At 61.0% G+C, this 19,739-nt stretch carries 18 protein-coding genes; 8 read left to right on the top strand and 10 right to left on the bottom strand.

Annotated features, from left to right (window positions below):
- Positions 1-60: 60 nt before the first annotated feature.
- Positions 61-1,350 (bottom strand): urea ABC transporter substrate-binding protein, encoded by a 1,290-nt coding sequence (gene urtA, locus C5J26_RS02315; protein WP_046603671.1) that lies wholly within the window; start codon positions 1,348-1,350, stop codon positions 61-63.
- Between the two features lie 284 nt (positions 1,351-1,634).
- On the opposite strand from urtA, the gene C5J26_RS02310 reads away from it, so the two are divergent.
- The 3 genes from C5J26_RS02310 to C5J26_RS02300 all read left to right on the top strand — a co-directional run bounded on the left by C5J26_RS02310 (position 1,635) and on the right by C5J26_RS02300 (position 5,129).
- Complete coding sequence (locus C5J26_RS02310; protein ID WP_105400341.1) at positions 1,635-2,942, top strand: flagellin; 1,308 nt, start codon at positions 1,635-1,637, stop codon at positions 2,940-2,942.
- A 124-nt stretch (positions 2,943-3,066) separates the two neighbouring features.
- Positions 3,067-3,375 (top strand): putative quinol monooxygenase, encoded by a 309-nt coding sequence (locus C5J26_RS02305; protein WP_105400340.1) that lies wholly within the window; start codon positions 3,067-3,069, stop codon positions 3,373-3,375.
- A gap of 92 nt (positions 3,376-3,467) precedes the next feature.
- Complete coding sequence (locus C5J26_RS02300) at positions 3,468-5,129, top strand: alpha-amylase family protein (RefSeq protein WP_105400339.1); 1,662 nt, start codon at positions 3,468-3,470, stop codon at positions 5,127-5,129.
- On the opposite strand, the gene C5J26_RS02295 is transcribed toward C5J26_RS02300, so the two are convergent.
- Positions 5,126-6,094 carry a GlxA family transcriptional regulator gene (locus C5J26_RS02295; RefSeq protein WP_105400338.1) on the bottom strand — a complete coding sequence of 323 codons (969 nt, stop codon included), beginning with the start codon at positions 6,092-6,094 and terminating at the stop codon, positions 5,126-5,128. The genes C5J26_RS02300 and C5J26_RS02295 overlap by 4 nt on opposite strands.
- Positions 6,095-6,213: 119 nt before the next feature.
- Here C5J26_RS02295 and C5J26_RS02290 point away from each other — a divergent pair, with 119 nt between their 5' ends.
- The 5 genes from C5J26_RS02290 to C5J26_RS02270 all read left to right on the top strand — a co-directional run bounded on the left by C5J26_RS02290 (position 6,214) and on the right by C5J26_RS02270 (position 12,622).
- Positions 6,214-6,651: a DUF488 family protein gene (locus C5J26_RS02290; RefSeq protein WP_105400903.1), complete on the top strand. Its 438-nt coding sequence runs from the start codon at positions 6,214-6,216 to the stop codon at positions 6,649-6,651.
- An 87-nt stretch (positions 6,652-6,738) separates the two neighbouring features.
- Complete coding sequence (locus tag C5J26_RS02285) at positions 6,739-7,335, top strand: LysE family translocator (protein ID WP_105400337.1); 597 nt, start codon at positions 6,739-6,741, stop codon at positions 7,333-7,335.
- A 131-nt stretch (positions 7,336-7,466) separates the two neighbouring features.
- Positions 7,467-8,198, top strand: coding sequence for an SDR family oxidoreductase (locus C5J26_RS02280; protein ID WP_105400336.1), 732 nt, complete (start codon positions 7,467-7,469; stop codon positions 8,196-8,198).
- A gap of 121 nt (positions 8,199-8,319) precedes the next feature.
- Positions 8,320-11,706: an ATP-binding protein gene (locus C5J26_RS02275; RefSeq protein WP_105400335.1), complete on the top strand. Its 3,387-nt coding sequence runs from the start codon at positions 8,320-8,322 to the stop codon at positions 11,704-11,706.
- Positions 11,699-12,622 carry a response regulator transcription factor gene (locus C5J26_RS02270; RefSeq protein WP_105400334.1) on the top strand — a complete coding sequence of 308 codons (924 nt, stop codon included), beginning with the start codon at positions 11,699-11,701 and terminating at the stop codon, positions 12,620-12,622. Before C5J26_RS02275 ends, C5J26_RS02270 begins: the two co-directional genes overlap by 8 nt.
- A gap of 89 nt (positions 12,623-12,711) precedes the next feature.
- Here C5J26_RS02270 and C5J26_RS02265 read toward each other — a convergent pair whose 3' ends face one another.
- The 8 genes from C5J26_RS02265 to C5J26_RS02230 all read right to left on the bottom strand — a co-directional run bounded on the left by C5J26_RS02265 (position 12,712) and on the right by C5J26_RS02230 (position 19,739).
- Complete coding sequence (locus tag C5J26_RS02265; RefSeq protein WP_105400333.1) at positions 12,712-13,005, bottom strand: hypothetical protein; 294 nt, start codon at positions 13,003-13,005, stop codon at positions 12,712-12,714.
- Between the two features lie 344 nt (positions 13,006-13,349).
- Positions 13,350-14,474: a branched-chain amino acid ABC transporter substrate-binding protein gene (locus tag C5J26_RS02260; protein WP_105400332.1), complete on the bottom strand. Its 1,125-nt coding sequence runs from the start codon at positions 14,472-14,474 to the stop codon at positions 13,350-13,352.
- A gap of 139 nt (positions 14,475-14,613) precedes the next feature.
- Positions 14,614-14,967 carry a DUF6867 family protein gene (locus tag C5J26_RS02255; RefSeq protein WP_105400331.1) on the bottom strand — a complete coding sequence of 118 codons (354 nt, stop codon included), beginning with the start codon at positions 14,965-14,967 and terminating at the stop codon, positions 14,614-14,616.
- A gap of 39 nt (positions 14,968-15,006) precedes the next feature.
- Complete coding sequence (locus tag C5J26_RS02250) at positions 15,007-15,735, bottom strand: ABC transporter ATP-binding protein (RefSeq protein WP_046600928.1); 729 nt, start codon at positions 15,733-15,735, stop codon at positions 15,007-15,009.
- On the bottom strand, positions 15,735-16,601 hold the full coding sequence (locus C5J26_RS02245) for an ABC transporter ATP-binding protein (RefSeq protein ID WP_046625208.1): 867 nt from the start codon (positions 16,599-16,601) through the stop codon (positions 15,735-15,737). Before C5J26_RS02245 ends, C5J26_RS02250 begins: the two co-directional genes overlap by 1 nt.
- On the bottom strand, positions 16,601-17,989 hold the full coding sequence (gene livM, locus C5J26_RS02240) for a high-affinity branched-chain amino acid ABC transporter permease LivM (protein WP_046610038.1): 1,389 nt from the start codon (positions 17,987-17,989) through the stop codon (positions 16,601-16,603). The genes C5J26_RS02245 and livM overlap by 1 nt, the downstream gene beginning before the upstream one ends.
- A gap of 1 nt (position 17,990) precedes the next feature.
- A complete protein-coding gene (locus tag C5J26_RS02235) occupies positions 17,991-18,893 on the bottom strand; it encodes a branched-chain amino acid ABC transporter permease (RefSeq protein WP_038544603.1) in 903 nt (300 codons plus the stop codon).
- 297 nt (positions 18,894-19,190) lie between these two features.
- Positions 19,191-19,739 carry a sarcosine oxidase subunit gamma gene (locus C5J26_RS02230; RefSeq protein ID WP_105400330.1) on the bottom strand — a complete coding sequence of 183 codons (549 nt, stop codon included), beginning with the start codon at positions 19,737-19,739 and terminating at the stop codon, positions 19,191-19,193.

Below are 19,739 nucleotides of genomic sequence, written 5' to 3'. Positions count from 1 at the left end.
GATCGCGGGCGACTGAACGCCGCCCGCGATGATGTCGATGAACATCGAGAGGCGATCGGATCAGCTGCCCTTGCCGCCGCACTTGCCGGAAGCAACGTTGAAGTTGCCGCAGGACATCGGCTTGCGCCAATCGGAGATCAGGTTCTTGCTGTCCGGCAGGTAATCGGACCACTCATCGCCGACCACAGGCGCAGTTTCCTGAACGATGTCGAACTGGCCATCAGCCTGGATTTCACCGATCAGCACCGGCTTGGTGATGTGGTGGTTCGGCATGACGGTGGACGTGCCACCCGACAGGTTCGGAACGGAGACGCCGATGATCGAGTCCAGCACGGCATCGGTATTGGTGGTGCCGGCGGCTTCGACGGCCTTTACCCAGGCGTTGAAACCGATATAGGCGGCTTCCATCGGATCGTTGGTGACGCGCTTGTCGTTCTTGGTGAAAGCCTTCCATTCCTTGATGAATTCGGCATTCACATCGGCATCGACGGACTGGAAGTAGTTCCAGGCGGCCAGGTGACCGACGAGCGGCTTGGTGTCGAGACCGGCGAGCTCTTCTTCGCCGACCGAGAAGGCGACGACCGGAATGTCTTCAGCCTTGATGCCCTGGTTGCCGAGTTCCTTGTAGAACGGAACGTTGGCATCGCCGTTGATGGTCGAGACGACGGCGGTCTTCTTGCCGGCCGAGCCGAACTTCTTGATATCGGAGACGATCGTCTGCCAGTCGGAGTGACCGAACGGCGTGTAGTTGATCATGATGTCGGACTCGGCAACGCCTTTCGACATCAGATAGGCCTTGAGGATCTTGTTGGTCGTCTGCGGATAGACGTAGTCGGTACCGGCGAGGACCCAGCGCTTGACGCCCTCTTCCTTGGCCAGATAGTCGACGGCAGGGATCGCCTGCTGGTTCGGAGCGGCACCCGTGTAGAAGATGTTGCGCGAGGATTCTTCACCCTCGTACTGGACCGGGTAGAACAGGATCGAGTTCAGCTCTTCGAAGACCGGCAGGACCGACTTGCGCGAAGACGAGGTCCAGCAACCGAAAACGGCGGCAACCTTGTCCTTGGAAATCAGCTGACGGGCCTTTTCGGCGAACAGCGGCCAGTCGGAGGCCGGGTCGACGACGACGGCTTCGAGCTTCTTGCCGAGCACGCCGCCCTTCTTGTTCTGTTCGGCGATGAGCATCAGCATGACATCCTTGAGGGTGGTCTCAGAGATGGCCATGGTGCCCGAAAGCGAGTGCAGAACACCGATCTTGATGGTGTCGTCAGCGGCGAAAGCACCCTGCAGCGCCGTCGTCGACATTACGGCAGCGAGCAGCGCGCCACCCAGTTTGGATTTGAATGTCATTGGTTCGAACCCCTCTTCTCGTTCGTCCGCAACGAAGAACTTAACCGTTGCTTAAGCGACTATCCGTTGCTGCATCGCAAAACCGTATACGTCGAATGACGTACCGGAGGGGGAGAAGGGGGAAGAACTGCGCCGCGGGGGAAATCCCATGATCAGCTGGCACGCTTCAGGTCAGATAGCGCCGGCAAGGCCCCTATCGATCATACTCATGATATATTAACCATATTTGGATTTTATAACCCAACGCTTATGTAGGGCGGGGGAGTTGTTTCGGTGTAGATCCCATGAGTAGCATCCTCACGAATGCTGGAGCTGCTTCTGCGCTCCAAATGCTTCGTTCCCTCGACAGCCAGATGTTGGGCACGCAGCGGCAGGTCGCGACCGGCTTGCGTGTCGACCAAGCCTCAGACAACGCCGCCTACTGGTCGATCGCTACCACCATGCGATCGGACAATGGCGCCCTCTCGGCCGTGCAGGACGCCCTTGGCCTCGGAGCCGCAAAGGTCGAGACGGCCTATGAAGGCATTGCTGCGACCACCGATATCCTGGCGGCGTTCATGGCCAAGGTCGTTTCCGCCCAGCAGGACGGAATAGACAAGAACAAGATCCAGGAAGAGCTGGATCAGTTGAAGCAGCAGATCGTCTCGATATCCAACTCCGCAAGCTTCGCCGGCCAGAACTGGTTGCGGTCGGACATGCAGGGCGAGGTTAGCGAAGCAGGCGCGAAGACGTCTGTCGTATCATCGTTCGATCGCAGCGAGGATGGAACCGTCTCCGTCGGGACCATCGACGTCGATCTGTCGAAAGTCGCACTGTTCAAGAATGGCGGCGGCGGAATTCTGCAGAAGGAGCCTGATCCGGATCTCGGTTATGGCCTCGGCACGCTCGGTGGGTTGCTCGGATTTTCGACATCGGGTTATGGCGACGTGCCAGGCCCGGCATTCGACCAACCCTTCACGATCACGAAATTCGATGTCATCACGGTCGACTTTTCGGTGGGTACGTCGAACGATACGTTCGTCATCACCAAAAGTGTCGTCGATCAGGCGCTCGGAGGGGAAATAGGATACGGCTTCGACGGAGATATTGAAAGCGCTGCCGATTGGGCGAAAGTCCTCCAGCAGGCAACGTTTCTCAACAAGGCGCCCTCCGACGCCTTGTTGACGGCTCAGGGCGGGACGCCGAATATCTTCTTTCGCGCCATCATTCCTCTCGCCGCAGAGCTGATCACCGTCCAGCCGCCCGTCCACACCCGGACGCTGCCGCCGGAGGGTATCGATATTCTCGATATCGACGTCACCGATCCCGACATCGATTTTCCGACAATTACCTTGGTTCTCGACGAGATGCAGCAGAAGGTCATATCGGCCGGCGCCTACCTTGGCTCGCTCAGGTCGAGGATCGCGATGCAGGAAGCATTTGGAAACAGTCTCGCGGACAGTCTCGACAGAGGCATCGGGCGCCTCGTCGATGCGAATATGAGCGAGGCGTCGAGCAGGCTCAAGGCACTGCAAGTCCAGCAGCAACTCGCGACCCAGTCGCTTTCCATCGCCAATTCGGACGCGCAAAACATCCTGTCTCTCTTCCGGTAAGAGACCGTCATCCTTGACGGCAAGCGAGCATTGCGCGCGCGATATATGACCTCCGAGGTAATCGACCCGGCGACCGATGGCATCTATCCCAGGATCCAGCTTTGCAGCGTGAAAGGATCAGCCCATGCCCATCACCTATGTCATCCGTTTCGATATCCTCCCAGCCCAGCGCGATCGCTTCATGGTTCTTCTGAACGGCGTGCTCGATGCCCTGCGGCACGAACCGATGTTCCACAATGCCATGCTGCATGCCGATCCCGACAACGAGAACCACGTGATGCTCCACGAGACATGGGAGGATCATCAGGACGTCCTGGACGTGCAGTTGCAGCGTCCCTATCGCGAAGCCTGGCACGCGGCCCTGCCGGATCTGCTCGCCAGCCCGCGCGACATTTCAGTCTGGCACCCGCTGCGGGGAGACCGCGCCGCGTAAATCTTCGGCCAGGCCGTTCCCTCTCGGGAACATTTCTGCGCCTCACGCGCTTGCCTCCCCGGATCCGCCAACCACCCGAGGAGCTCGAACCCGTGATCAACGACCTCTGGTACAAGAACGCCGTCGTCTATTGCCTCTCCGTCGAGACCTTCATGGATTCCAATGGCGACGGGATCGGGGATTTCCAGGGCTTGCAACGGCGGCTGGACTATATCTCCGGTCTCGGCGTCAGCGCCGTATGGCTGATGCCGTTCCAGACCTCGCCCGGCCGGGACGACGGTTACGACGTCTCCGACTACTATAATGTCGACCCGCGCTACGGCACGCTCGGCGATTTCGTCGAATTCACCCACGGCGCCCGGCAGCGCGGCATAAGGGTGCTGATAGACCTCGTGGTCAACCATACGTCCATTGAACACCCCTGGTTCCAGGACGCCCGAAGCAATCCGGAATCCTACTATCGCGACTGGTATATCTGGTCCGACAAGAAACCGGCGAACGCCAACGAGGGAATGGTGTTTCCGGGCGTGCAGAAGACGACCTGGACCTATGACGAAAAGGCCAAACAATATTACTTTCATCGCTTCTACGAGTTTCAGCCGGACCTCAACACCTCCAATCCGCATGTACAGGCGGAAATCCTCAAGATCATGGGTTTCTGGATCCAGCTCGGCGTTTCCGGTTTCCGCATGGATGCCGTGCCATTCGTGATCGCCGAAAAGGGCGCCGACGTGAAAAAGCCGAGGGCGCAGTTCGACATGCTCCGGGTTTTTCGCGAATTCCTGCAATGGCGGCTCGGAGATTCGATCATCCTTGCCGAAGCCAATGTCGTGCCGAAGGAGAACCTCGCCTATTTCGGCGACGATGGCGACCGCATGCAGATGATGTTCAATTTTCACGTCAACCAGGCCCTGTTTTATGCGCTTGCCTCGGGAGACGCCCGGCCGCTGGCAAAAGCGATCGTCAATACCAGCGATCGGCCTGAAACGGGACAATGGGGCATGTTCCTGCGCAATCACGATGAACTCGATCTTGGTCGCCTGACCGAAAAACAGCGCCAGAAAGTGTTTTCGGAATTCGGGCCTGACAAGAACATGCAGCTTTACGACCGCGGCATCCGACGGCGGCTGGCGCCGATGCTGGAGAACGACCGGAGGCGCCTGGAACTCGCCTACAGCCTGCTGTTTTCGCTGCCCGGCACGCCCGTCCTGCGTTACGGCGACGAGATCGGCATGGGCGACGACCTGTCGCTGCCGGAGCGCAACTGCGCCCGCACGCCGATGCAATGGTCGGCCGAGCCGCATGGCGGGTTCACCAAGAACGACAAGCCGGTCCTGCCGGTCATCAGCGCAGGGCCGCTCGGCTTCAGATATCTGAACGTCGCGGAGCAGCGACGCGATCCCGACTCGATGCTGAACTGGACGGAACGCCTGATCCGCATGCGCAAGGAAGTGCCAGAGATCGGCTGGGGCGCTTGCACCGCCCTCAACACCGGAGACAACGGAGTGCTGGCGCTCCGCTATGACTGGCGCGACAATTCGGTGCTGATCGTCCACAACCTGCATTCGAGGCCGGTCGAAGTCACGTTCGTGGTCGGTGTCGGCGAACACGGCGATCTGCTCATCGATATCGCGGACGGCGGCAACAGCGAGGCGGACGCCAACGGCCGGCACCGGCTCCTGCTCGATGCATATGCCTCTCGGTGGTTCCGGGTCGGCGGTCTGGACTACCTGCTGCGGCGCAAGGAGGTCTAGCCTAGCCGCCCGCCCCTCACCTCGCGCACACCGTGGCCTGTCTTTTGTCGCAGCAATGCCCGCAACGTAACGCCATCCGCATAACCGACGAGTGAGGCGATTTCGTTGGGGCTCTTGTCGCTGGTCTTCAGGAGATGCACGGCGCGCTCGACACGGAGATCCTGGAAATAGGAGAGCGGCGTCTTGCCGAGCACCTGCTGCATGCGCCGCGCCAGCGTCCGCTTGCTGGCGCCGACCGCATCGGCCGCGTCGTCCAGCGAAAACCCCTCCCCGAGACGACCGCGTGCCCAGCGCTCGAAACGCTGCACCAGCGGATCGGCATGAGAAAGATGGTCGGTGATCACGTAGGCGGACTGCGACGGCCGATTGTCGACGATGAGGTAGCGCGCCACAAGGCCGGCAAGCTCCGGGCTCACCTGCCGTACCAGCCAGAGCGCCATGTCCATATGGCCGAGTGCCGCGCCCGCCGTCACCAGCGAGCCGGATTTCACCAGCATATGGCCGTCTTCGAGTTGCACGGAGGGATAACGCTGGCGGAAGAGGGGCGCGAGCCACCAGCTGGTCGTCGATTTCTCACCGTCGAGAAGGCCGGATTCGGCCAGAACGAACGTGCCGATACAGGCGGCGGCGATGTTCATGCCCGCCGCCTTGGCCTCGCGCAGCACCGCCCCCGCATCGCGGATGTCGGGACGGCCGAGGGCGGGCACCAGCACGTCCGGCATCTTGCAGGCAATCGCCGGCACCACCAGCCAGCCGCCGGCCTTTGGATCGAAACTTCCGGAGATCGGCACGGCAAGTCCGTGCGCCGTCTTCACTTGTCTGCGCACGCCGATCACCGCCACGTCGAAGGCCGGCACATCGAGCGACAGCATCGCCGCAAGCTCGTTCGCCATGGTGAACACGTCGAGCATGGTCGACAGGCCGGTATCGAAGACGGGATCGAGCGCAAGGATCTGTAGTTTCATGGCAAAAATACTATCAACATTGTCAATATTGACAATGGGCAACCGAGCCCGCGTGGGGGAATATCAGCCTGAAAACGTCGCCTAACCGAGCCCGTTGCGATAAGAAGAGACGCATGAGCATGGATGTCACCACGATCGGCTTCACCAAGACGACCGCCGAAGATTTCTTCGGTCGCATCAGGGCGGCCGGCGTCAAGCGGGTCCTGGACGTGCGCCTCCACAACACCTCGCAGCTCGCCGGTTTTGCCAAATCCGACGACCTCGCCTTCTTCCTGAAAACGATCTGCGGCGCCGGTTATGTGCACGAACCGCTGCTTGCGCCGACCGAGGAGATCATGACTGCCTTCAAGAAGCAGAAGGGCGACTGGAATGTTTTCCAGAATGATTTCCTTGGCTTGATGACTGAACGCAAGGTGGAAGATCACTTCAAGGCGGAAGAGTTCGATGGCTCCTGTCTGCTCTGCTCGGAAGACAAGCCGCACCATTGCCATCGCCGGCTCGTTTGCGACTACCTGAACGGCAAATGGGGCAGCAAGCTCGGCATCCGCCACCTCTAGAATCTCGCCACCACCGGAATCTCGATTGAACAACCAGACACCCTGACGCCGCCGGGAGCAGCCTCCCCGCGTGGGAGACCCTTTGCCATGGCCTTTGAAACCATTCTTGCAATCGCCCTTTTCTCGCTTGTCGGCTCGGTTTCGCCGGGACCGAGCAATTTGATGCTGCTTGCCTCGGGCACCAATTTCGGCTTCCGGCGCACCGTGCCGCAAATCCTCGGCATCACCATCGGCCTTTCATCGGTGCTGCTGGCAGTCGGCTTCGGCCTCGGCGCCCTGCTGACGGCCTATCCGCCGCTCGCATTGGCATTGAAGATCGCCGGCGGCGCCTACCTGCTCTACCTTGCCTGGCGGATCGCCATGTCCCGCTCCGTCCCCCATGGTGACGCCAGCGCCGCCCGCCCCCTCACCTTCCTCGAATCCGCAGCCTTCCAGTGGGTGAACCCCAAAGCTTGGGTCGCGGCGCTGACTGCCATGGCCGCTTATGCCAGCGCCGAAAACCCCTTCGTGTCGGTCGTGCTGATCACGCTCGTCGTCGCCATCGTCAACCTGCCGAGCGTCGCCGTCTGGGCCGGCTTCGGCGTGGCGCTTCGGCGGTTCCTGTCCGATCCGGCGCGGCTCAAATGGTTCAACTTCGTCATGGCGCTACTGCTGGTCCTAACGCTCTGGCCACTACTGAAATAGCAGCAGATGCAGGCTCGGACGATCGTGCAAGAACTGCGGAGGACCTTGATACCACTTTCCCGCACATCCGCGGCATAGATCCCCTGCCCGCAGCGGCATGCCGCCGCTGCCTGCCACAGAGGATCAGCAACATGACTCAAATCACTGAAAAGGCGGTTCTTATCAGCGGCGCCAGCAGCGGCATCGGCGAAGGCACGGCGCGCATTCTCGCCGCGGCCGGTGCCAAGGTCGTGCTCGGCGCCCGCCGCACCGACCGGCTGGAAGTACTGGCGGAAGAGATCGCCGCGGCCGGCGGCACGGCGCGGATTCGCCGGCTCGACGTCACCGATCGGCAGGATTTTCAGGCGTTCGCGGAATTCGCGCTTGCCGAATTCGGCCGCATCGACGTCATCGTCAATAATGCCGGGCTGATGCCGCTGTCGCTGATGTCGTCGCTCAAGGTCGAGGAATGGGATCGGATGATCGACGTGAACATCCGCGGCGTGCTCTACGGCATCGCTTCCGTTCTGCCGATCATGAACGGCCAGGGGTACGGCCAGATCATCAACATCTCGTCGATTGGCGGCCTCGGCGTGGTGCCGACCGCGGCGGTCTATTGCGCCACCAAATACGCGGTGCGGGCAATCTCCGACGGACTGCGCCAGGAGAACGACAAGATCCGCGTCACCTGCGTCTATCCGGGCGTGGTGGAGTCCGAGCTTGCCGGGACGATCACCGATCCGGTCGCGGCGGACGCGATGAAGACCTATCGCAGCATCGCCCTGACGCCCGATGCGATCGGCCGCGCTGTTCTCCATGTTATCGACCAGCCTGAAGACGTGGATACAAACGAGATTGTGGTGCGCCCAACCCGCACCATGTGACCGGCTTCCAGGATGCGGTGGGGATTTACCGCACCGCATCATACTTTGCTTGCAAAACGCCGCGCCTCAGCCGAAAGTGCACAATTGACAGTCTTCCCTCAGAAGGTGCTAGAAATTAGGCATGGCAGCGCGGCAACGCATCATTCCCGTTCGGCGTGAATACAATCGTTGGGTCGCCAACCAGACGCTGGAGGACTACGCCCTCCGTTTCACCGCCAAGAGTGCCCGCCGGTTTTCCTCCAGCCGCATTTCCCAGACCGCCATCGGCGCCATCTCCTTCCTGGCGCTGGAGGCCATCGGCGGCACGATCACCCTCTCCTACGGCACCACCAACGCAATTTTCGCGATCGTCGCAGCCGCCATCGCCATGCTGGCGATCGGCTGGCCGATCAGCCGTTACGCGATCCGCCACGGCGTCGATATCGATCTTCTGACCCGCGGCGCGAGCTTCGGTTACATCGGCTCGACCATCACCTCGCTGATCTACGCGAGCTTCACCTTCATGCTGTTTGCGATCGAGGCCTCGATCATGACCGGCGCGCTGGACCTCGCCTTCGGCATTCCGCCGTGGATCGGCTATATCATCAGCGCCGTGGTGGTGATCCCGCTGGTCATCTACGGCGTGCAGCTGATCTCCCGCTTTCAGCTTATCACCCAGCCGTTCTGGATCATCCTCAACATCCTCCCCTTCGTGTTCATCGCCTTCATGGATTGGGAGAAGTTCGATCTCTGGCGCGCCTTTGCCGGGATCGGCCACTCGAACGCCGAGGTGGCCGGTCCGGCGCCCTTCAACCTAGTCGAGTTCGGCGCGGCCTCCGCCGTCATCCTCGCCCTGATGCCGCAGATCGGCGAGCAGGTAGACTTCCTGCGCTTCCTGCCGCCGGAGGGCCTCGACAAGTGGCGGCACCGGTTCGCCGTTTTTCTCGCCGGCCCCGGCTGGGTGGTGGTCGGCGTGCCGAAACTCCTAGCAGGCTCGTTCCTCGCGGTGCTGACGCTCTCGACCGCCGTGCCGATCCGCGAGGCCGCCGATCCCGCGCATATGTATTTCGCGGCTTTCGGCTACATGATCCCGAACGATACGGCCGCCCTGCTGTTGATGGCGGCCTTCGTGGTCGTTTCGCAGCTGAAGATCAACGTGATGAACGCCTATGCGGGCTCGCTCGCCTGGTCGAACTTCTTCTCGCGCCTCACCCACAGCCATCCCGGCCGCGTCGTCTGGTTGGTCTTCAACGTGGTGATCGCACTGCTGTTGATGGAGCTCGGCATCTACCGGCTGCTCGAAGCGACGCTCGGCATCTTCTCGATCGTCGCCATGGCCTGGCTCTGCACCATCTCGGCCGATCTGATGATCAACAAGCCGCTGGGCCTGTCGCCCGAAGGCATCGAGTTCAAGCGCGCCCATCTCTACGACATCAACCCGGTGGGCTTGGGAGCGATGTTCGGTTCAGCCGCGATAGCGCTCGCCGCCCATTTCGGCCTGTTCGGCCCGTTGATGGCCTCGCTCGCTACCTACCTGACGTTGGTCGCCTTCCTGATCTCGCCGGCGCTCGCCTTTGCCACCAAGGGCAAATTCTACCTCGCACGCAAACCGCGCCAGAGCTGGAGACATGTCGGCTCGATCACCTGCTCCATCTGCGAGCACCCGTTCGAGCACGAGGACATGGCCTGGTGCCCCGCTTATGCCGCGCCGATCTGCTCGCTCTGCTGTTCGCTCGACAGCCGCTGCCACGACATGTGCAAGCCGCATGCACGGCTCAACACCCAGATCGGCACCGTCGCCCGATCCTTCCTGCCGGACAGCGTCATCACCCGGCTGACGACGCGCCTTGGCCGTTATGCGACGACGGCCGTGCTGTCGATCTCGGTGATCGGCACGATCCTCGGCATGATCGCCTATCAGGTCAGCCGGGCCGCACCCGTCAATGCCGAGGTGATCTACGGCACGGTGCTGATCGTCTTCTTCGTCTTTGCAATCATCGCCGGCATCGTCTCGTGGTTCTATGTGCTCGCCCATGACAGCCGGGTGGTGGCGGAAGAGGAATCCTCTCGCCAGAACACGCTGCTGCTGAAGGAAATCGCCGCCCATAAGAAGACCGACGCGGCGCTCCAGGAGGCCAAGGAGACGGCCGAATCCGCCAACCGCGCCAAGAGCCGTTATGTCGTCGGCCTTTCCCATGAGCTGCGAACGCCGCTCAACGCCGTGCTCGGTTACGCCCAGATCCTCGAGCGCGACGAGACGATCCCCGCGCCGCGCCAATCGGCGATCAAGGTCATCAAGCGTTCGGCCGACCATCTGTCAGGCCTGATCGACGGTCTGCTCGACATTTCCAAGATCGAGGCCGGCCGGCTGCAGGTCTATTCCAACGAGATCAACATCCAGGATTTTTTGGACCAGATCGTCGAGATGTTCGGCTTGCAGGCGCAGGCCAAGGGCCTCACCTTCGAGCACGAGCGCGCGAGGGCGTTACCGCAATATGTCCGCACCGATGAAAAGCGGCTGCGCCAGATCCTCGTCAACCTGCTCTCCAATGCCATCAAGTTCACCGACGAAGGCACCGTGAAATTCGACGTCGCCTATCGCAGCCAGGTCGCCACCTTCACCGTCTCCGATACCGGCCGGGGCATTGCCGAAAAGGATCTCGGCCGCATCTACGAGCCCTTCCAGCGTGGCGAGGCGGAGAGCATCAGGCCCATGCCCGGCCTCGGTCTCGGCCTCACCATCACCCAGCTCCTCACCAACACGCTCGGCGGCGAGATCGCGGTCGCCAGCACCAAGGGCGAAGGCTCGATCTTCAAGGTGCGGCTGATGCTGTCCGCCATCGAGCGGCCGAACACCGCGCCGGCGGCGGAAAAGAAGATCGTCTCCTATACCGGCCCGCGCCGCACCATCGTCCTCGTCGACGACAACGAAGACCACCGCGACCTGATGCGCGAAGTGCTGGTACCGATGGATTTCGTCGTGCTGACCGCCAATAGCGGGCCGGACTGCCTGACCCTCATCGAGGGCGTGACGCCGGACCTGTTCCTGGTCGACATCTCCATGCCCGGCATGAGCGGCTGGCAGCTCGTCTCGCGGCTGCGCGAGATCGGCCAGGTGGCGCCGATTGTCATGCTCTCGGCCAATATCGGCGACGGTGTCGCCACCCATTCCGGCGACGAGGGGCACAACGACGCGATCGCCAAACCGGTCGATATCCGCAGGCTCGCCGACAAGCTCGCCGCCCATCTCGGCCTCGTCTGGATCTACGAGAACGAAACGGTGATTCCGGCGGTCGTCGGCCCGAAGAAACCGATCAAAAGTCCGGGGACGAACCACGTCCAGGACCTTTTGCGGCTCGGCGAAATCGGCTACGTGCGCGGTATCGAAGCGAAACTCGCCGATCTCGCCCGGGAGGAAGAACACCGCCCCTTCACGGAAGAACTCGGCGCCTACGTACAGGCCTTCGATCTTGCCGGTTATATGAAATTCCTGAGCCGCCTTGAGGCAGAAAGGACGAGTGATGGCTGAAACTGCTCTGCCGCGCGATATCGTCCTTCTCGTGGACGACAGTCCCGAAACGCTGGGCTTCCTGACCGAAGCGCTCGAAAAATCCGGCTTTTCGGTGCTGATCGCAACCGCCGGCCAGTCGGCGCTCAACATCGTCGAGCGCATTACCCCGGACCTCATCCTGCTCGACGCTGTCATGCCCGGCATGGACGGTTTCGAGACCTGCCGCAAGCTGAAGACCAACGGTGGCATCGCCCAGGTGCCGGTGATCTTCATGACCGGCCTCACAGAGACCGAACATGTGGTCAACGCGCTCGATTCCGGCGGCGTCGATTATCTGACCAAGCCGATCAATATCGACGAACTGCGCGCCCGCATCCGGGTGCACCTTTCCAATGCCCGTTCGGCCCAGAGCGCTCGCGTGGCGCTCGACGCCGCCGGCCGCCATCTGCTGGCGGTCAAGGCGAGTGGCGCGATCCACTGGTCGACCCCCCAGGCGACACGGCTGATCAACGCAGCGACCAACAGCGACGATGGGCTCGACATCGTCTCCCACCGGATTTCCGCCTGGATGGCAGAGCGCGACAAGCCGGGCTTTGCCCGCGACGCCGCCTTCGCCCTCGTCCAGAACGGCCAGGCGAGCCTGCAATTCTCCTTCCTCGGCGCGATCGGCGCCGACGAACATCTCTTCCGCCTCACGGCCGCCAACAAGCGCCCGGACGACGAGGTGCTGCGCCAGCATTTCCCCCTGACCCAACGGGAATCCGAGGTGCTGCTGTGGATCGCCAAGGGCAAATCGAACCGCGACATCGCCGACATCCTCGGCCTCTCTGCCCGCACGGTGAACAAGCATCTGGAACAGATCTATGTGAAGCTCGGCGTCGAGAACCGCGCGTCGGCAGCCGTCAAGGCGGCACATGTGCTGCATAGCGAGTAACGGTCAGCGTAGCCCGAGAACGATCCGGCGAACCGTTTCGAGCGACGAACAAGCTCCGCTGCGTGGCGACGACAGACGCTTCGCTACAGTCAGGCTTTTTTGAAAAACTTGTTGACGACCAGACCAACGACGATCTGGACGACAAGCCCGGAAATACCGCCCCCGACGAGCTGACCAGCGAGCGCCGCTAAATCGACGCCTCCGGCCGCCGCGCCGCCGGCTCCAAGAAGCGAGCCGAGGATTGAACCACCGCCAATTCCTCCGACCGCGCCGGCTATTATATTTCCGATCTGACCGAGATCGGTATCCTTCAGGATTTTCCCACCCGCGGTCCCGCCGACGGCACCGCCGATAATCTGGGCAATAATGGCACTCAGATCCATAACATTACCTCTCCTCAAATTGGATTATCCAGGCTCAGGACCTGTTGAATTCATCCAATCTAAGTGACGGATTTCGTGCCCGGCTAGGAGGGAAGATGCAGGAAATGTTCGCACATTTTCAAATCTTCCCGACGCAGTCCAAGCGCGAAACCCATCTCGTCCTTCGGGTTCGGCTGAATTTAACAGGCCCTGACCCTTGATATGCCAGATAATGGAGATTTCCAAGTCCGGAATTCAGCTGCCAGTTTAGTGGAACTCCAGCGTGCCGCCTATAGGTGCCCCAAACGCAAAGAAGCCCGGCTTTTGACCGGGCTCCCTTCTAAGATACGGTTGCCGATAACAGCTCAGCCCTGCGGGAAGTAGCTGTACTTGCCGTCCGGACCCTTCTTCCATTCGTACATGATGTAGCCCGGGATCTTCGGATCGCCCTTGGCGTCGAAGGCAATGTCGCCGAGAACGGTCTTGAACGGGCCCTTTTCATGCAGCACCTTGGCAACGGCTTCGGCGTCGTCGGCCTTGCCGGTTGCCTTGATACCGGCAGCGATGACCTGCACGGCTGCGTAGGAATACAGCGTGTAGGCTTCCGGGTTGAAGCCGGCTGCCTTGAACTTGGCAACCAGGTCCTTGTTGGCCGGGTTCAGCGTCGGGTCCGGGCCGAAGGTGTTGAGCGTGCCTGCGACGGCGTCGCCAGCGATCGAAGCCAGTTCGTTGGAGACGATGCCGTCACCCGAAACGAGCGTAGCCTTGAGACCCTGGTCCTTGGCCTGGCGGATGATCAGGCCGGCTTCGGTGTGGAGACCGCCCCAGTAGATGATCGTGACGCCGGCTTCCTTCATCTTGGAGATGAGCGCCGAGAAGTCCTTGTCGCCGACGTTGACGCCTTCGCGGATGACTTCCTTGAGGCCCTTGGCGTTCATTGCCTTCTTGGTCTCTTCGGCAAGGCCCTGACCGTAAGGCGTCTTGTCGTCGATGATGGCGATCTTGGCAGTCTTGAACTTGTCGGCGAGGTAAGCGCCGGCAACGCCGCCCTGCTGGTCGTCACGACCGCAGGTACGGAACACGTTCCACAGACCACGCTCGGTGAAGACCGGGTTGGTCGCAGCCGGGGTGATTTCGAGCATGCCGTTTTCGGCATAGACTTCCTTGGAAGCCGGAATCGAAACGCCGGAGTTGAAGTGGCCGACCACGTACTTGACGCCGTCGGATGCAAACTTGTTGGCAACCGAGATGCCCTGCTTGGGGTCCGACACGTCGTCGCCGAGGACGATCTTGATCTTTTCGCCGTTGATGCCGCCGGCGGCATTGATATCGGCTGCGGCCTGTTCGGCACCCTTCTGGAGCTGCGCACCGAAGGCGGCGTTCGGACCCGTGAGCGGACCGCCGACGCCAATAACGATGTCGGCCCATGCGCTACCGCTGAAGGCGACCAAGGCCGTCAGCGCAACCGCGGAAAGAAGAGACTTCTTCATCGAGTTACTCCCAATTTTTTAGGTGAGCTGATTTTTCGAAACCGGGCGCAATACCCACCGTCACTGCGCCGGAAATGTTCCACTCTAGGTTACTTATCGTTTCAACCCGAGCTAATCTGAGGGCAGAAAAGTTCGGCTGTCAATCTTTCTTCTTGAAGGAGAAAGCGGAAGCAGGCTCGTAGAGCCAATAGTAATTCTGCACCATCTGGCGCGTCCGCCGAATGCGGAATCCGGCGCTCGAAAAGACGAGCAGAATGGCCACGTCGATGATGTAGTAGAACGGGCTGATGAATGGCCCCTGGAACAGCGCATAGTGCAGAAAACGCATCGCCACGCCGAGTAGCAGCGTATAGACCACCACCGTCGTATGGCCGTTCCAGCCCTCGGCGGCGGCCTTGCCGGAGCGCCAGGCAGTCCAGAAACCGATGATCAGCACGAGGAAACGCAAGAGGTACCGCACGCCGCTGTCGCTTTCGAAAAACAGTCCCTGCATCCTAAATTCCTCCGGCTGCCATTGATACAACCTTAACGATCAATGCCGTCCACCTTCAAGGTAAGCGGCGCGCACTTCCGGATTGGCGAGAAGCTCTTTTCCGGAACCGCTCATCGTCACCTTGCCGTTGACCATCACATAGCCACGGTCGGAGAGTTTCAGTGCTGCGAACGCATTCTGCTCGACGAGGAAGACGGTCAACCCTTCTTCCTTGTTCAACTTCTTGATCGCCTCGAAAATGCCCTTGACGATCAGCGGCGCCAAGCCCAGCGAAGGTTCGTCGAGCAAGAGCAGCTTCGGCCGCGCCATCAGCGCGCGCCCGATCGATAGCATCTGCTGTTCGCCGCCCGAAAGCGTGCCGCCGCGCTGGCTCTGGCGCTCCTTGAGGCGCGGGAAGAGCGTGAAGATCTTCTCGACGTCCTCGTTGAAATATTTGAGGTTGTCGAGGCCGGCCCCCATCTGCAGGTTTTCGTAGACGGTCATGCGCGGAAAGATGCGCCGGCCTTCGGGAGACTGGGCGATGCGGCGCCGCGCGATCAGATGCGTCGGCAGCTTGGTGATGTCCTCGCCGTCGAAGATGATCGAGCCGGTTCGAGCCTGCGGGCTGCCGCAGATGGTCATCATCAGCGTCGACTTGCCGGCTCCGTTGGCGCCGATCAGGCTGACGATCTCGCCCTTGTTGACTTCGACATCGACGCCTGCGAGTGCACGGATATTGCCGTAGTAGGTCTCGACAGCCTCGACTTTCAGAAGGTTCTCGGCCGCCATCAGTGATTGCCCCCCTCGAGTTCTACCGCAATCACCTCTTCCACCTCGTCATCCTCGACGCCGAGATATGCGGCGATCACTCGTGGGTCGTTCTTCACATGGTCCGGCGAGCCGTCGGATATCTTCTGGCCGTATTCCAGCACCACGACATGGTCGGAAATCTCCATGACCACCGACATGTCGTGCTCGATCAACAGGATCGAAGCGCCCTCGTCGCGGATCAGGTGCAACAGCGCGTTGAGCGCCGCAGATTCGCGCGGGTTGAGGCCGGCAGCCGGTTCGTCGAGGCACAGCAGTTCCGGATTGGTGCACATCGCGCGGGCGATTTCGAGCCGCCGCTGGGCACCGTAGGGAAGGTCGCCGGCAGGGTCGTCGGCACGATCGGTCAGATCCGCCTTGTCTAGCCAGTATTTCGCCTTTTCGATCGAGGCATCGACGGCCCTGTTATAGGCCGGCAGACCGAGGAGCCCGAGGATCGTGTAGCCGGATGCCTTCATCAGGGCATTGTGCTGCGCGACCAGCAGGTTTTCGAGAACCGTCAGGCCCGAGAACAGGCGGATGTTCTGGAACGTGCGGGCGACGCCGGCCAGCTTGGGGATCTCGAAGTCGCGCAGGCGTTCCAGCAGGAATTCCTTGCCGTCCCTGCGCTGCAGGGTGAGCATGCCCATGGTCGGCTTGTAGAAGCCGGTGATGCAGTTGAACACCGTCGTCTTGCCGGCGCCGTTCGGCCCGATCAGCGCCGTGATCTCGCCGCGCCGTACCTCCAGCGAGAGATCGTTGATGGCCATCAGGCCACCGAATTTCATCGACAGGTGCTCGACCTTGAGGATTGTATCGTTCGTCATTGTCGTCGTTCCGAGAGCCATCAGCCGTGGCCCTCCTTGGTAAAGCTTCCGGAGACCGCCCTGCGCTCCTTGAGGAAGGCCGTCGGTTCTCGCGATCCGACGAAGCCTCGCGGCTTGAACAGCATGACGATGATCATCGCCAGGCCGAAGAGCAGCATGCGGTAGAGTTCAGGCGTGAAGTCAGGCCCGAACACGGCCTTGAGGAAGGACATTTCGCGCAGCACCTCGGTACCGCCGACCATCACCACCGCGGCGATCGCGATGCCGGTCAGCGACCCCATGCCGCCGAGAACGACGATTGCCAGGATCACGGCCGATTCCAGGAAGACGAAGCTTTCCGGCGAGACGAAGCCTTGGCGGGTGGCGAAGAAGGAGCCCGCGATTCCTCCGAACATCGCGCCGGTCGCAAAGGCGGTCAGCTTGGTGGTGACGGTGTTGATGCCGAGCGAGCGGCAGGCGATCTCGTCCTCGCGCAGCGCTTCCCAGGCCCGGCCGATCGGCATGCGCCGAAGCCGGATGGTGACGTAGGCGGTGAGCATGCAGAGCGCCAGGATGATGTAGAACAGGAAGATCTTGTAATAGACCGAGGAAGCCGACAGGCCCCAGGCCTTGACGAAGCTGTTCGCGCTGCCGGTATCGAAGGACCAGATGCCGAAGAACGAGGCCTTGGCGATACCCGAAATCCCGAATGTTCCCTTGGTCACATCGGTCCAGTTGATCAGCACCAGGCGGATGATTTCCCCGAAGGCGAGCGTCACGATGGCGAGATAGTCACCCCTCAGCCTCAGAACCGGGAAGCCGAGGATGATCCCCCAGAGTGCCGCGAGAACGCCCGACATCGGCAGGAGCAGCCAGAAGGACAGGCCGAAATAGGAGGACAGCAGCGCATAGGAATAGGCGCCGACCGCATAGAAGGCGACATAACCGAGGTCGAGCAGTCCGGCGAGGCCGACGACGATGTTCAGGCCCCAGGCGAGCATCACGTAGATGAGGATCTGGATGCCGAAATTGTCGACATATTTCAGCGAGCCCTGCTTGCCGACGATAAGCAGCGACAGGAAGGGATAGACCAGCAGGAAGATCAGCGCGATCTTGAGGAAATGCCGGTGGAAGAAGTTCTTCTGCTCGGAAATTTCCAGCACGCCGCTCTTTGCCTTGGCGAGCTTGCGACGGTCGATATGCGGCTTGATGAACCCGACGGTGAGGAAGCGGCTGACCGCCGCCACCAGCACGAAGATCGCCAGAAGACCCCAGCGGGTGCGCCAGACGAGCGCGTTGTTGATGTCCTGATAGGTCTCGACGCCGACGAACAGCAGGAACATGAAGAAGGAGATGACGCCGGCGAAAATACCTTCCCGCACCGCCTTGGCAAGTACGTTCGGATGACCGGTTTCGGTTGCAGCTGTCATGTTACACCTTCTCCACTTCCGGCCGGCCGAGAATGCCGGTCGGCTTGAAGATCAGCACGAAAGCGAGGATCGCAAACGTGGCGACGTCCTTGTAGGCGATGGAGAAATAGGCCGACCACAGCGACTCGATGAGGCCGATCAGCAGCCCGCCGAGAACGGCACCCGGCAATGACCCGATCCCGCCGAGAACCGCTGCGGTGAAGGCCTTTACGCCCGGGATGAAGCCATCATTGAAAGAGGCGACGCCGTAATACATTAGATACATGCCGCCGGCGACCGCCGCGAGCGCTGCACCCATTATGAAGGTGATCGAGATCGTCCGGTCGACGTCAACGCCCAGCAGCGCCGCCATCTTGCGGTCCTGCTCGGTTGCCCGCTGGGCGCGGCCGAGCGGCGTCTTGTTGACGATATACCAGAAGGCGAACAGCAGCACCGCCGTGATGATGACGATGAGCACCTGCTTCAGCGAGATGGTGATGCCGCCGATATGGAAGACGTCGGTTACCATCGGCGGGATCGGCTTGTTTCGCGGCCCCTGCGTCACCTGGATGAAGTTGGACAGCACGATCGACATGCCGATCGCGGTGATCAGCGGCGCAAGCCGGAAGGATCCCCGCAAAGGCCGGTAGGCGACCCGCTCGATCGTCCAGTTCCACAACCCCGTCATCAGCATGCCGACGAGCAACATCAGCAGCAGAAGCAACGCCACCGGAATACCGGCGAAGAAGGAGGTTGCGATCAGGAAGACGATGAGAGCGGCAAAACCGCCAAGCATGAAAATATCGCCATGGGCGAAGTTGATCATGCCGATGATGCCATAAACCATCGTATAGCCGATTGCGACAAGGCCATAGATGGATCCAAGAGTCAGCCCGTTGATGAGCTGCTGGATAAAATACTCCATATATTTTCCCCTGGATGCGATCCCGGGAGGGTCGCATCTCGTTTATTTGGCCCTTGCGGGTTCTTACGTTCTTTGGCGCATTCCATAACGTTTTCGTAAGGAATGGGAAGACAAAAAGCCGCGAGACCGACAAAATCGCAGCACTTCTCAACAATCTGGCAACACAAAGATCAGAAATTCCAAAAAACCGGCAGCTTCTGTCGAAAAATTAGCCGGGACACCCGGTTTGCGAAATTAAAGATCGTCCTTGCATTAACGTTAAATTCAGATTCGACCCTCGCCCTGCGGGCTCAGCGCTCAGTCCACGAAGCCGCGGGTCAGTGCATGCTCGCGGCCCATCTCCATCATCTCCTCGAAAACCGATCCGGCAAGCGAGCGCGGCACGATGATCTCGAACCTGTCGGCACCGGTGCGCGCGACGTTCGCCTCCGCATGGCAGCACAACATCGCGGCGGAATGGCCCTCCTCGAACACCTCCGGATGCAAGTCGATCGCCACGCATTTGGCGAGAATCGTTCGCACGCTCGGACCGGAGATTTCCATGAGCACGCGGCCATCGCTCTGGTCGGCGAAGGACGCTCCGGCGATCCCGGACAGCATGCCGGCGACCATCTCGGCGCCGACCGTCCGCGATACGGCGAACCATTCGGACGGGCCGCAGAAGCGTGGCGCCACATCCTCGGCATTCCACAGGGCCTCGGCGACGGCTGTCTCTTGGCCCTCGTGGGCGAGAACCGAGAAGATCACCGGCCGGCGAATGATGGAGAGATGGTTCGGATTGGGATCCGTCTCGAAGCCGGAGATATGATCGTCAAGGACATGCCGGTGGAGAAGATTGATCGACAT

Source organism: Neorhizobium sp. T7_12, assembly GCF_002968535.1.
Taxonomy (GTDB): domain Bacteria; phylum Pseudomonadota; class Alphaproteobacteria; order Rhizobiales; family Rhizobiaceae; genus Neorhizobium; species Neorhizobium tomejilense.
This window is presented reverse-complemented; position numbering and strand designations above follow the sequence as displayed.